Raw genomic sequence first — 12,745 nt, 5'->3', positions numbered from 1 at the left:
TAACCGTTAGCTATCTGGACAGATGCTTGATAGGCATTGAAGCCATTCTCTGCTTCAATCAGTTCATCCGGGACAGAACCAGGGTAGTCGTCGCGGCTGTTTCAGGCAGAGTTCAATCCTCGAACGCTGGATACTGCTCCGGATCATCACCAACGCGTTCAACGATCCGAGGATACCGGACACCTTTCTCAGGATTGGTCGGTTTCTTTCGGCTTTTGGTAATCCTGAAGCGCCAACTGTCTCCGAAATCAAACAGATAATAAAGGTTTTTGCTCTTCTCCAATGGGAAGAGACTTTCCAGAGTCACCTCATCGGAATTTTCGTCATCCTCGAAATCATACCCATCGAAACTGCTATATCGCCTTCGGTCCCGGCTGCGTTCCGTTCGCGACACGTAGAATTCATACAGGTGGTCATTGTCGAAACCCACGGCGTCAAGGATAACCAGATGTAGATCATCCAGCGTCGAGGATGAGTCAATCTCAATGGTTCTGATGCATTCGCTTTCTGCATACATGCCACCGAGCAGCGTGACTTTCAGTGTAAAGATCATATGTCCTCGCAAGTTAGTGTTCGACAGAGATAGAACTGTAGAAGGAAGATACCATTCCATGTGGCCGATTTGTATAGGGTTAAAAAATGGTGCTTTCTTTGCCATTGGGCGCTCTTGGTCAATGCTCCAGCGCAACGTATAGCCTTCAAACATCATGCTGCAGTCCAAGGCCTTTGCCGCTCCCAAATCACCAAAGTCGGACCCATTTAAACGTGGACTATTGAAGTGCGCACACGCCGACAAGTGCACTTAAACAGTGCTTAGCGTAAAACGCAAAACTTCCATCTTATTGTTTTTATTGGATATTACACTGATGTAACGTGTGGCATACAGCATGCACCCATACCAGTATCGATACCGATACCTCAGTGCCTGGATGCACCGACATCACATCAATGCAAGCCAGGAAAAACTTGAACCCAATGACCCTCTTCATTCTGAATCTGCATTCCTTTCTGGCCTGGAAAGTATCCAACGTGGCCATGAGCGCATCATGAAAAGCGCAATGCTGACGGAACTGAACTCAACCCAGACCAGCGAGCCTCCCGGCCTGTTCCGGCAACTACTGATGCGGCCCGGTAGTGCCTTCGGTCTGATGCTGATTGCCATCATTGTATTGTGCGCCCTGACGGCTGAGTACATCACACCGTTTGATCCCAACGACCAGCCCTTCGATGGCCTGACGATAGAAGGTGCGCCCATCGCTCCCAGTGCCGAACACTGGATGGGCACAGACCTGCTGGGGCGCGACCTTTTCTCCCGTCTGATCGTAGGGGCTCAAACATCATTGATCATAGGGGTTGTTGCCAATGGCCTGTCCGCCATACTGGGTACCGCAGTTGGTGTTGCGGCAGGCTACTTTGGCGGATTGACCGCTGCGGTTCTGATGCGATTCACCGATCTGATGATGGCATTTCCGGCTCTATTGCTGGCCATCGTACTGGCTGCGATTTTTGAACCGAGTCTGTGGATTGTTGCCATGGTGATTGCGATGGTCAACTGGGTGCAGATGGCCCGGGTGGTGTATACCGAAACGCGTTCCTTGACTGAACGCGATTTCATCCAGGCACAGATCTCCATGGGTTCTGGGCCCATGAGAGTACTGCTCAAGCATGTCTTGCCGCACCTGCTGTCATCAATTGTCGTATTCAGCACGCTGGGTATCTCCACGACGGTGCTGCTGGAAGCCACGCTGAGCTATCTGGGGGTTGGCGTGCAACCACCCACGCCTAGCTGGGGCAACATCATCTTCGAGAACCAGACCTATTTTACCTCGGCTCCCTGGCTCGTATTCATTCCGGGTGCCGCCATCCTACTGATGGCGCTGGCGTTCAACCTCGTTGGCGATGCGCTTCGCGACATTCTTGATCCAACCCTGAAAGGCAGACACGGATGAGAGTCTGCAACGATCAGGATGTCACTGTCATTACACGCTATGTCCCGGGCTTTTGTGCAGAGGTTGCAGCATGAGTATTCATCTGCTCAGGCGCATCATGGAGTCGCTGCTGATTCTACTTGGCATCACGCTGGTGACATTTCTATTGTTGTATCTACTGCCTGCCGACCCTGCCAGACAGATAGCGGGCAGAAGTGCCACGGTTGAGACGGTCGAGAACATCCGCGAGCAACTGGGACTGAACCTGCCTCTGTATCAGCAGTACTGGCATTATCTGACCAACCTGCTGCAGGGGGATCTCGGACGCTCCTATCTACAGAAAACAGAGGTGTCCGAACTCATTGCCTCGCGCCTGCCGGCAACCCTGTTGCTGATGGCAGGCGCCATCGTGTGCGAACTCATCATCGGTCTGACACTGGGCGTCATATCCGCACTGTGGAGAAACAGCCGCACCGATCGAATTCTTACTCTCGTCTCGTTTACCTCCGTCTCAGCGCCGCAGTTCGTGATCGGCATACTGCTGCTGTACGTGTTTGCGGTCAAGCTTCACTGGGTCCCTATCGGCGGATACGGCACCTTTGCCCATCTGATCTTGCCGGCATTGACTCTGGGTATTCTGGGCGCGGGCTGGTATGCGCGCATGATGCGTTCAAGCATGATCGATGTGCTTGAAAAGGACTATATACGCACCGCGCGTTCCAAAGGACTGTCACGCGGACGTATTCTCTTCCGACACGTCATACCCAACGCCATTCTGCCCATCATCGCCATGATCGGTATCGATATCGGTCTGTTCATGAGTGGCATCGTGGTGGTTGAGAGTGTCTTCAGCTGGCCGGGTATCGGTCAGCTGGCCTGGCAGGCCATTCAGCGCGTTGACATACCGATCATCATGGGCGTGACCCTGGTCTCTGCCTGCGCCATCGTCATCGGCAATCTGCTGGCCGACATGGTTGCACCGCTCGTCGATCCGCGGATCCGCATTCGCTGATGTTCATTCCAATCCCTTTCATCAATAACGGAGTTCATTCATGAAAAAGCACGTACTCGGGCCAGTGGCTCTCGCCGTACTGGGTCTGACAGCTCCCCTCGCCCTACACGCGGACGATGCAGCCAATGGCGGCAGCATGATCGTCACCTATAAAGATGATGTGTCGACTCTGGATCCTGCCATTGGCTACGACTGGCAAAACTGGTCCATGATAAAGAGCCTGTTTGATGGCCTGATGGATTACAAGCCTGGTACCACCGAGCTGATCAACGATCTGGCTGAGAGCTACACCCTGTCAGACGACGGGCTGACCTACACCTTTGTATTGCGCGATGGCGTGACGTTTCACAACGGCCGGGCAATGAGTGCTGACGATGTCAAATACTCGCTCGATAGAGTCACCAACCCGGCAACCCAAAGCCCGGGAGCTGGCTTCTTTGCCTCCATCGCAGGCTTTGATGAGGTCTCATCCGGTGATGCACAAAGCCTGTCGGGCGTCAGCGTGGTGGATCCCAAAACCATCAGCATTTCCCTGTCGCGACCCGATGCCACCTTTCTGCATGTCATGGCCATCAACTTCTCATCCATCGTACCCAAAGAGGTTGTTGAAGAGTTCGGTGAAGACTTTGGCAAGAACCCGGTGGGCACCGGCGCGTTTGAGCTGACAGACTGGACACTGGGTCAGCACCTGATCTTCTCCCGTAACGAAGACTACTGGAAAGAGGGTCTGCCAAACCTGGATCAGATAACCTTTGAGGTCGGTCAGGAGCCGGTTGTGGCATTACTGCGATTGCAACAAGGCGAAGTGGACATCCCGGGTGATGGCATACCGCCTGCCAAATTCGTGGAAGTGTCCAACGATGAGCAATTCAAGGACTTCATCATCGAAGGTGGTCAGTTGCAGACCGGCTATATCACCATGAATGTGAAAATGCCGCCATTTGACAACAAGATCGTGCGCCAGGCTGTGAACATGGCCATCAACAAGGAACGCATCGTCCGTGTCATCAACGGTCGCGCCGTGGTTGCCAATCAGCCACTGCCGCCTACCATGCCGGGCTACGCTCCGGATTATGAAGGCTATGCCTATGATCCCGACGCTGCCAAGGCCATGCTCAAAGAGGCAGGCTTTGGCGAAGGCTTCGAAACCGAGCTTTATGTCTACAACACGGATCCAAACCCGCGTATTGCACAATCCATCCAGCAGGATCTGAAAGCCATTGGCATCAACGCCTCAATCAAGTCACTGGCACAGGCCAATGTCATTGCAGCGGGTGGTGAGGCCGATCAGGCTCCCATGATCTGGTCGGGTGGCATGGCCTGGATTGCCGATTTTCCGGATCCATCCAACTTCTATGGCCCGATTCTGGGTTGTGCCGGTGCGGTACCCGGTGGCTGGAACTGGTCCTGGTACTGCAATGAGGAGCTGGATGCCAAGGCTGTCGAGGCTGATGCCATGACCGATGCGGCAAAGTCTGCCGAACGTGAACAGCTGTGGCGCGAGATCTACCTGTCGATCATGGAAGATGCACCGTGGGTACCGGTATTCAATGAACAACGCTTCACCATGCGCTCACCGGCGGTAGGCGGTGAAGATGCCATCTTCGTGGATCCGGTCCATGTACCGGTGAACTACGACTACGTCTACTCAACTGCAGCTCAATAATCATGTGCAACAGCCCTCAGTACACCATTCATGGTGTTCACCATCATTTCGGTTGGGACCATTCCATCAAACCGGTGCAGCGCGTTGCACCAGGAAGCTCTCTTGAGTTCGAATGTCTGGACAGTTCGGCCGGTCAGCTCACCCCGAACAGCACGGTCGATGATGTGGTCTCGCTGGATTTCGGCAAAGTCAATCCGGTCACGGGACCGGTGTTTGTTGACGGCGCTGAACCTGGTGACGTGCTGAGGGTTGAGTTGCTGTCCTATAAACCTTCCGGGTTTGGCTGGACAGCCAATATCCCGGGCTTCGGACTACTGGCCGACCAGTTCACCGACCCTGCCCTGAAAATCTGGAATTATCAGGCAGACGCATTGCTCCCGGCATTATTCTCCAGTGAGGCGAAGGTGCCGTTGAAGCCATTCGCAGGCACCATCGGTGTCGCCCCAGCTGAACCAGGCTTGCACTCTGTCGTACCACCCAGACGCGTGGGAGGCAATCTGGATATCCGCGACCTGGCCGCAGGCTCGGTGCTGTACCTGCCGGTCGAAGTAGCAGGTGCCCTGTTCTCCATCGGCGATACCCATGCCGCTCAGGGCGATGGTGAGGTGTGTGGCACCGCTATTGAAAGCCCCATGTCGGTTGCACTGAAGCTGGATCTTGTCAAGCAACAACCTCTGGCCATGCCGCGCTTCACTACCCCCGGGCCTGTCACAAACCATCTGGATAGCGCCGGTTATGAGGTAACTACTGGCATTGGCAGTGATCTGATGGAAGGTGCTCGAGCGGCACTCTCCGGCATGATCGACTTCCTGTGCGCCACACGTGGCCTGTCCGCAACCGATGCCTACCTGCTGTGCTCTGTCTGTGGTGATCTGCGAATCTCGGAAATTGTGGATCAACCCAACTGGGTAGTGTCATTCTATTTCCCACGCATCGTCTTCGAATAGACTCTCATGAACTCAATTCTTTCTGCCGGTGAGCTCGGTGCTGACGTCCCTGATACGGCGCCAGAACCGATACTGCAAGTCAGAGACCTGACAATTCAAGTGGCTACGGCCACCGGCGGCAAGACGGTTCTGGACGGCATCAGCTTTACGCTGATGCCCAATGAAGTGCTGTGTCTGGCCGGTGAATCAGGCTCTGGCAAATCACTGACAGCCATGGCCATCATGGGGCTGCTGCCCAAGCCTGCGGCGCGTATTACCCACGGTCAGATTCTGCTCAACGGCCAGGATCTGGTGGATCTGCCAGAATCGCAGTACCGCAAGCTCAGGGCAACACGAGTTGCCATGATCTTTCAGGAACCGATGACCTCGCTGAATCCCATCATGAGCATCGGTGAGCAGATAAGCGAAGTGTTGAGAGCGCATCAGGCGATCAGTGCCGAGCAAGCCGCAGCTGCGGCTCTGGAATTGCTCAAGGATGTGCGCATGAGCGCACCCGAACGCCGACTCAAGCAATACCCGCACGAACTCTCTGGCGGCATGCGACAACGCGTGGTCATTGCCATCGCCCTGGCCTGCCGACCGGATATCCTGATTGCCGATGAACCGACCACGGCACTGGATGTGACGGTACAAGCCGAGATACTGGACCTGATCAGCAAGCTGCAGGAACGCACCGGGACAGCCGTCATCATGATCACTCACGATATGGGGGTGGTGGCGGAGATTGCCGATCGGGTGATCGTCATGCGTGCTGGCAAGTCGGTGGAAACCTCGCCGGTCAAACAACTGTTCGCACAGCCCTCAACGGATTATACCCGCACGCTTCTGGCCGCCGTTCCACGTCTTGGCACGGCCCTCAATGCTCGGATTACCAATCCTGCCGCCAGCCAGGCAACCGTGGTAGAGGTGAATGATCTGTCAGTGCGTTTTCCGGTGCGAGGCGGGCTGTTCAATCGGGTGCAGCAGAACGTGCACGCCGTGGAAAACGTATCCCTGTCAATCAATGCCGGTGAGACGCTGGCGCTGGTTGGCGAATCCGGCAGTGGCAAAAGTACCATCGGCAAGGCCTTGATGTCGCTGCTACCGTTTAAGGGGGAAATCAGAATCAACGGCCGTGCCACCCGCGGCCTCAGTCGCCAATCCTTACGGGCCGTAAGACGCGATGTACAGATGATTTTTCAGGACCCCTACGCCTCACTGGATCCGCGCATGCCGGTCGGGGATCAAGTGGCTGAGCCCTTGCTGATACATGCTCTGGCAAGCGGCTCGGAACTGACAGATAGGGTGGCGTGGCTTTTCCAGCGAGTGGGGCTGCCTCTGGATGCCATGCGACGTCATCCACATGAATTTTCCGGTGGACAACGACAACGTATCTGCATTGCACGAGCACTGGCCCTCAACCCGAAAGTCATTGTGGCAGACGAGTGTGTTTCGGCACTCGATGTTTCTGTGCAGGCCCAGGTGTTGGAGTTGCTGCGTGAACTACAGGAAGAACAGGGCTTGAGTTATCTGTTCATCTCGCATGACATGGCGGTAGTGGAACAGGTCAGTGATCGGGTCGCCGTACTGTATGCAGGACAAGTAGTCGAGAGCGGTCCTACCGCGACCGTGTTGGGCAACCCGGGGCATGCGTATACCCAACGTCTTCTCTCAGCGGTGCCTATCCCTGACCCCAATCATCAGCGCCCTCCGTTTCTGCGCACAGAAGAGGATCTGGTGTCTGTCCTGTACCCCGAAGGCATGGTTCCCAATCGACAGACCCTGTTGGACAGAGGCAATAATCACTGGGTAGCCGTCGCAGCCGGTTAACCTGATCAACAACACTGGAGAATTACTGATGTCGTGGAAAACTGCTTATCGATCGTTCTATTACGAACACGCCGAGCCGCCTGAGGATATCGAATTGCAGCCGCAGAGCACAGCGCTACTGGTCATCGATATTCAGAATACCTACCTGGAAGTGCCTGAGAACCCCATCGAAGCGGCACGCTGGCAGCCGTTTTTCGAGCGAATGAACAAGACAGTCATTCCCAATACCGCACGCTTGATAGAAGATGCCAGGGCTCGGGGTGTCGAGGTGATATTCGCGCGTATCGCCTGCCTGAAGGATGATGGACGGGACCGTTCACTGAGCCAGAAAAAGCCTGGGTTCAACTATCTGCTGTTACCCAAGGACAGACCCGACAGCCAGGTTGTTGATCCATTGCAGCCGCAGGCCGATGAGATCACGGTATTGAAAACCACCGACTCGGCACTGACGGGTACCAATCTTCGGTTGATCCTGCACAATATGGGCATCAAGGACGTCGTTGTGGCCGGTATCTTCACCGACCAGTGTGTCTCATCCACGGTACGTAGTCTGGCCGACGAGAGTTTCGGTGTAGTGGTGGTGGAAGATGCCTGTGCAGCGGCCACCGACCAATTACATCATCATGAGCTGGAAATCATCAACATGATCTACTGTCATGTGGTGAAAAGTGATGAGCTGGCAGAATTCTGGAGGCCTTGAAACACTCAGGCAACAATTGTCGCCTCTATATCCTCCGCTCGTTCACTCATCGCCCGCCTTCTGCTTCGACAATTGCCTCACCGCCCTTGCCCGCTCACGTTCCAGCTCTCGTGCAAGCTCCTCCTCACTAGGCAAATAGGATAAATACTTGGCAGCGAACAATTGTTGCTGATCAGCCAGAACCGAATATTTCACCACCGCCTCACTCTTTTCACTACACAGCACCAGCCCGATGGTGGGGTTGTCGTCAGCTCCCTTGTGACGCTCATCGTACAGGCGCACATAGGTGTCCATCTGGCCAACATCCTGATGCTTCAGCTTGCCCAGTTTCAGATCGATCAGCAGAAAGCATTTGAGCTTGAAGTTGTAGAACACCAGATCCAGATAGAAGTCTTCATCATCAAAGCGAATACGTTGCTGGCGTTCAACGAAGGCAAAGCCCTTGTCCAGTTCCAACAGAAACTGCTGCAGGTTGGAGATGATCGCCTTTTCCAGGTCGGCTTCCTGATAGCTTTTGTCATCCAGATTCAGGAAGTCCAGAATATAGGGGTCCCGCAGATAGTCCTTTGCGCTCTCCGTTAGCTGTTGCGTATGCTCTTCAGCTTCGGTCTCGACAAGCTGCTTATCCTGACTGGCCAGCAAACGCTCGTAGTAGAGCTTGCTGATCTGTCGGTCGAGTGCACGGGAACTCCAGCCTTGCTGGACAGCCTCCTGCAAATACCAAGCACGAGCCTGCTTGTTTTCAATGCGAAGCAGTCGGCGATAATGTGTCCAGCTCAATTCGCGACGCACTGCGTCGCGAATTGGGAAAACCTCGTAAAACTGTCGCATATTCCGTAGGTTAGTGACATCGAACCCCTTGCCCAGTCGCGCCGTCAACCGCACTGACAAAGCCTGAAGCTGCTGCTTGCCATAGGCCGCACGGCTCTCACCCTGCTGCTCATGCTCGACAATCAAACGCCCGATCTGCCAATAGCTTTGCACCATGGCACTATTGACTGCCTGACGTACCTGGCCCCGCGCCGCCTCGATCTCCTGAGCAATATCGGCAACCAGGGCCTCAAGCGCTACCTGAGGCTCGATGCTCATACCTTCATCCCCATAACCTTCAAGTGATCGGCCACTTTCTTACCCAGCTCTTGCACCAGGAACTTCTTGGCGACGGTTTCAGCATCAAAGAGTTTTCTGGCCTGCTTCAATTCTGCGACTCCATCATCATCCGTGGCAAGTTTCAGCCGCGCCATCACGCCATCGAAACTGGTCTCTTCCGGTACCACGATCATGCCATAGAGACCACCCTTGTACTTGTCCGACACGGACTTCATGAACGGCAAGGTCAGCGCATCTTCTTTGTACTGGCTAGGATCCATTCCCCCATGCATCTCATCGCAGCTGGCCCACCCGGAAGAATCATGATTCTGTCTCCCGTCTTGTGGCTGTGCGGCACCTGATTGGATATGCCAAGCAGATATCGATATTGACTGCTCTAGGCAGCCTTTACTATCGATGATTTTAGCAGGCGTTTGTAGTTCTAGTTGAATTTTTCCAGTTGAATTGACATCCTCCTCTCCCTAAAAAAAAGAGGATTCCCACTAAGGAGCGCAATGTCCTGCGCCGAGACGGAGAATATTTCGAGCCGCGTTAACGTCACGATCATGCTGAACACCACATTCAACACATTGCCAGTCTCTTACCGAAAGAGCTCTTATTCCCTGCGGTCCGCACAGGCTTCCGCATTCGGAGCACGCTCGCGTGGTATAGGCTTCATTGATTTCTCGATAGACAATACCGGCCTGCTGGCTCTTGTAGTCGAGCATTGTCTTGAAGCTGGCCCAGCTTGCGTCAAGCGCAGACTTGGCCATCGTGGTTTTTGTCAGCTTCGAGCTACTGACATCTCCCACGTAGATCTCGCCGCATCGATTGACCAGATTGCGGCTGAATTTATGCAGGGCATCTGCTCTGCGATTCCTGATTTTTGCGTGAATCGCCCGGGTGCGCCGTTTGCGTCTTGCCCGCTGGGCCTTGGCAAGCTTGCCTTCCAGGTGGCGATACCAACGTCCCTCCAGCACGGTGCCATCGCTGCAGGTGGCCACGGTTTTCAGACCAAGATCGATACCAATACTATCTTGCCCCTTGGGACACGTGCGATCAACCGAGACACAGATGCAAAAATACCATCGACCGCGAGCATCTTCAGTGAAACAACCTGCCCTGAACTTGTAATTGGCAAGACCGAAGCTGTCCCATACCTTGAAGTGAGAACCTGCAAAGAAGACCTGCCCGTGCTTCCAGTGAGCTGCCCGAGCCTTGAAGGGCACCCATCCCAACGAGCGTTTATCGCCAAAACTCTTGCGCCACCTCAGCTTGCGACGCTTTGCCGAGGAGCGTTTGCTGGCGTAGTGTTCGGCCGTTTCCTGAATCGTACTGCTGCCAATGTGCTCGAACTGCTTCGAGGCACCCACCGTGTAAGCAGAGAAGTCAAATCCGGACATCCACCGACCACGCTCCCGAATCATACGATCAGACAGCTCGTTGCAGTAGTTCCATACCTGATTGACTTCAGTCGCCATGCTGCGCAAAAGCGGCGCGTGGCGATCTTTTACCCTGACTTTGAGAACCTTGATGCATGTTGATTTCACAGCTCGATTGTATAACCGTTCCGCCCCTATTCACCCGGAAAGGTCAACAATCACTGGCTATATATACAGCATTCCAATTCCTCCCCGCCCTGAACGGCGGGGTATCCTTGGAATTGAAAGGATGAAATTTCCAATCCGTGGGCAGCAAAAATAAGAAACTTGAGCGCTTTTGATGATGGCTTGCCAGACTGGATGACCGGCCTGATCCTGCCAGCCCAGAGTAACCGTTAATACTTGGGCACGTTTTCACAGCATTGGCGCGCTTTACTGAACCAGCGCCCTGGCAACGAAAACGGAGCTCTGGCTATCTATATGCGGTTCACACTCGTCTTTCAATTTCCAGCCATGGCGACGTGGTTGCCTCAACAACTAGGATGGTGAAGTGCTCAAATCTGCATTAGGTTTCAACGGGTCTTTCTCCGCCCCGCATCGCTCAGCAGCTCTGGCGGGACAGCAAGTGCTTGATGCTGGCGGCACGGCAGTGGAAGCCATGGTAGCCGCAGCTGCCACGATAGCCGTGGTCTATCCACACATGAACGGTATTGGTGGAGACGGATTCTGGCTGATAAAGCAGAAGGACAAACCACCGATTGGCATACGTGCCTGTGGCCAGGCCGCAGCACTTGCCACCGTGGACTTCTATCGCTCCCATGGACATGAACACGATATACCGGCCAGAGGTCCGCTTGCCGCATTGACGGTACCTGGCAGCGTCGGGGGCTGGCAACGTGCACTGGAACTGATACCAGCGGCGCGGCGCATGCCCTTGCCGGACTTGTTGGCCAACGCCATCAGCTATGCACGGGAAGGAATAGCTGTCACAGGCAATCAGGCAGACTGCACAGCGGCAAAGATGGACTCACTCGCCTGCGTGCCGGGATTTGCCGATGTCTACCTGGACGAAGGAGCGCCCTACGCAAGCGGCAGTAAAATGTTACAGAGCGCGCTTGGCAACACCTTGGAGCAGTTGGGACGAGAAGGCCTGGACAGCTATTATCGAGGTGACATTGCCGCCCGGCATGCGCATTATCTGGAAGCCCAAGGTAGCCCTCTGAGACTGCAGGACTTTCATGATTATCAAGCAGCTTTAGTTGAACCATTGAATCTGACAACCAGCCTGGGTGAGATGTACAACATGACACCGCCAACACAGGGGGTGTCGTCATTGATGATTCTGGGCCTGTTCGATCGGTTGAACGTAGAGGCACCTGAGAGTTTTGACCATGTGCACGGGCTGATCGAAGCCACCAAGCAAGCCTTCCTGGTACGCAACGCCGGGCTGGGAGATGCGAACGATATGAGTGAGTCGGCCGCACAATGGCTCGAGAGTCTATTTCTGGATAAGTTAGCGCTTGAAATCAATCGCAAAACGGCCCTGAACTGGCCGCATGAGCCGGCCCAAGGCGACACCATCTGGATGGGTGCGGCTGATGGCGAAGGAACAGTGGTCAGCTTCATACAGAGTGTTTTCTGGGAGTTCGGATCCGGATTGCTTTGTCCTGACACAGGCGTTGTATTCCAGAATCGGGGAGCCGGATTCTCACTGGCAGAAGGCCCCAATCAACTCAGACCCGGGAAGCTTCCGTTTCACACGCTGAACCCTGCGCTATCCGTTCTCAACGACGGGCGAGTCATGGCCTATGGCACCATGGGTGGCGAAGGGCAACCGCAGACACAAGCGGCGCTTTTCACACGCTATGCACAGTTCGGCATGGATCTGCAACAAGCCATCACAGAACCTCGATGGTTGTTGGGCAAGACCTGGGGCGATAACACCACCAGCCTGAAGCTCGAATCTCGTTTCTCAGAGGCGATGATCAGAGAGTTGCAGGACGCCGGGCACCAGGTAGAGATATTGCCAGAGTATTCCGATCTGACAGGCCATGCAGGGGCTGTGGTTCTGCATCCCGATGGTCTGATGGAATGCGCCACCGATCCTCGTGCGGACGGGGCTGCATTAAGCTTTTAGGATTCATCACTTACAGCTGGCAAGGCTTGGCAGGCCTTAGTTAGTGCAATTGCACTCAAATAAGCAACCACTGCT

At 54.6% G+C, this 12,745-nt stretch carries 11 protein-coding genes; 7 read left to right on the top strand and 4 right to left on the bottom strand.

Annotated elements, in window-relative coordinates:
- Window positions 1-112: 112 nt before the first annotated feature.
- Window positions 113-553 (bottom strand): IS1096 element passenger TnpR family protein, encoded by a 441-nt coding sequence (locus tag IMCC3135_RS13345; RefSeq protein ID WP_157735962.1) that lies wholly within the window; start codon window positions 551-553, stop codon window positions 113-115.
- Window positions 554-1,046: 493 nt separating this feature from the next.
- On the opposite strand from IMCC3135_RS13345, the gene IMCC3135_RS13340 reads away from it, so the two are divergent.
- The 6 genes from IMCC3135_RS13340 to IMCC3135_RS13315 all read left to right on the top strand — a co-directional run bounded on the left by IMCC3135_RS13340 (window position 1,047) and on the right by IMCC3135_RS13315 (window position 8,062).
- Entirely contained in the window at window positions 1,047-1,949 is a 903-nt protein-coding gene (locus IMCC3135_RS13340) for an ABC transporter permease (RefSeq protein ID WP_236994782.1), read from the top strand.
- A gap of 70 nt (window positions 1,950-2,019) precedes the next feature.
- Window positions 2,020-2,940 (top strand): ABC transporter permease, encoded by a 921-nt coding sequence (locus IMCC3135_RS13335; protein WP_088918070.1) that lies wholly within the window; start codon window positions 2,020-2,022, stop codon window positions 2,938-2,940.
- A 40-nt stretch (window positions 2,941-2,980) separates the two neighbouring features.
- The gene (locus IMCC3135_RS13330) at window positions 2,981-4,606 is read left to right on the top strand and encodes an ABC transporter substrate-binding protein (protein WP_088918069.1); all 1,626 of its coding nucleotides are present in this window, start codon (window positions 2,981-2,983) and stop codon (window positions 4,604-4,606) included.
- Window positions 4,607-4,608: 2 nt separating this feature from the next.
- On the top strand, window positions 4,609-5,553 hold the full coding sequence (locus IMCC3135_RS13325; protein ID WP_088918068.1) for an acetamidase/formamidase family protein: 945 nt from the start codon (window positions 4,609-4,611) through the stop codon (window positions 5,551-5,553).
- A gap of 6 nt (window positions 5,554-5,559) precedes the next feature.
- Window positions 5,560-7,362 (top strand): ABC transporter ATP-binding protein, encoded by a 1,803-nt coding sequence (locus IMCC3135_RS13320; RefSeq protein ID WP_088918067.1) that lies wholly within the window; start codon window positions 5,560-5,562, stop codon window positions 7,360-7,362.
- Between the two features lie 28 nt (window positions 7,363-7,390).
- Window positions 7,391-8,062 (top strand): cysteine hydrolase family protein, encoded by a 672-nt coding sequence (locus IMCC3135_RS13315; protein ID WP_088918066.1) that lies wholly within the window; start codon window positions 7,391-7,393, stop codon window positions 8,060-8,062.
- Between the two features lie 42 nt (window positions 8,063-8,104).
- Here IMCC3135_RS13315 and IMCC3135_RS13310 read toward each other — a convergent pair whose 3' ends face one another.
- The 3 genes from IMCC3135_RS13310 to IMCC3135_RS13300 all read right to left on the bottom strand — a co-directional run bounded on the left by IMCC3135_RS13310 (window position 8,105) and on the right by IMCC3135_RS13300 (window position 10,701).
- Window positions 8,105-9,151: a PDDEXK nuclease domain-containing protein gene (locus tag IMCC3135_RS13310; RefSeq protein WP_088918065.1), complete on the bottom strand. Its 1,047-nt coding sequence runs from the start codon at window positions 9,149-9,151 to the stop codon at window positions 8,105-8,107.
- On the bottom strand, window positions 9,148-9,432 hold the full coding sequence (locus IMCC3135_RS13305) for a hypothetical protein (protein ID WP_169727381.1): 285 nt from the start codon (window positions 9,430-9,432) through the stop codon (window positions 9,148-9,150). Before IMCC3135_RS13305 ends, IMCC3135_RS13310 begins: the two co-directional genes overlap by 4 nt.
- A 222-nt stretch (window positions 9,433-9,654) precedes the next feature.
- A complete protein-coding gene (locus tag IMCC3135_RS13300) occupies window positions 9,655-10,701 on the bottom strand; it encodes an RNA-guided endonuclease InsQ/TnpB family protein (RefSeq protein ID WP_088918063.1) in 1,047 nt (348 codons plus the stop codon).
- Between the two features lie 382 nt (window positions 10,702-11,083).
- Between IMCC3135_RS13300 and IMCC3135_RS13295 the strand changes: the two genes are divergently transcribed.
- A complete protein-coding gene (locus IMCC3135_RS13295; protein WP_088918062.1) occupies window positions 11,084-12,670 on the top strand; it encodes a gamma-glutamyltransferase family protein in 1,587 nt (528 codons plus the stop codon).
- The last annotated feature ends 75 nt before the right edge of the window (window positions 12,671-12,745 follow it).

This window comes from Granulosicoccus antarcticus IMCC3135 (assembly GCF_002215215.1).
GTDB classification, from domain to species: Bacteria; Pseudomonadota; Gammaproteobacteria; order Granulosicoccales; family Granulosicoccaceae; genus Granulosicoccus; species Granulosicoccus antarcticus.
This window is presented reverse-complemented; position numbering and strand designations above follow the sequence as displayed.

Excerpts from the sequence above, each read along its gene's own strand:
- IMCC3135_RS13320 (WP_088918067.1), top strand. The coding sequence starts at position 5,560 with ATGAACTCAATTCTTTCTGCCGGTGAGCTCGGTGCTGACGTCCCTGAT.
- IMCC3135_RS13335 (WP_088918070.1), top strand. The coding sequence starts at position 2,020 with ATGAGTATTCATCTGCTCAGGCGCATCATGGAGTCGCTGCTGATTCTA.
- IMCC3135_RS13315 (WP_088918066.1), top strand. The coding sequence starts at position 7,391 with ATGTCGTGGAAAACTGCTTATCGATCGTTCTATTACGAACACGCCGAG.
- IMCC3135_RS13340 (WP_236994782.1), top strand. The coding sequence starts at position 1,047 with ATGAAAAGCGCAATGCTGACGGAACTGAACTCAACCCAGACCAGCGAG.
- IMCC3135_RS13310 (WP_088918065.1), bottom strand. The coding sequence starts at position 9,151 with ATGAGCATCGAGCCTCAGGTAGCGCTTGAGGCCCTGGTTGCCGATATT.
- IMCC3135_RS13345 (WP_157735962.1), bottom strand. The coding sequence starts at position 553 with ATGATCTTTACACTGAAAGTCACGCTGCTCGGTGGCATGTATGCAGAA.
- IMCC3135_RS13305 (WP_169727381.1), bottom strand. The coding sequence starts at position 9,432 with ATGGATCCTAGCCAGTACAAAGAAGATGCGCTGACCTTGCCGTTCATG.
- IMCC3135_RS13330 (WP_088918069.1), top strand. The coding sequence starts at position 2,981 with ATGAAAAAGCACGTACTCGGGCCAGTGGCTCTCGCCGTACTGGGTCTG.
- IMCC3135_RS13325 (WP_088918068.1), top strand. The coding sequence starts at position 4,609 with ATGTGCAACAGCCCTCAGTACACCATTCATGGTGTTCACCATCATTTC.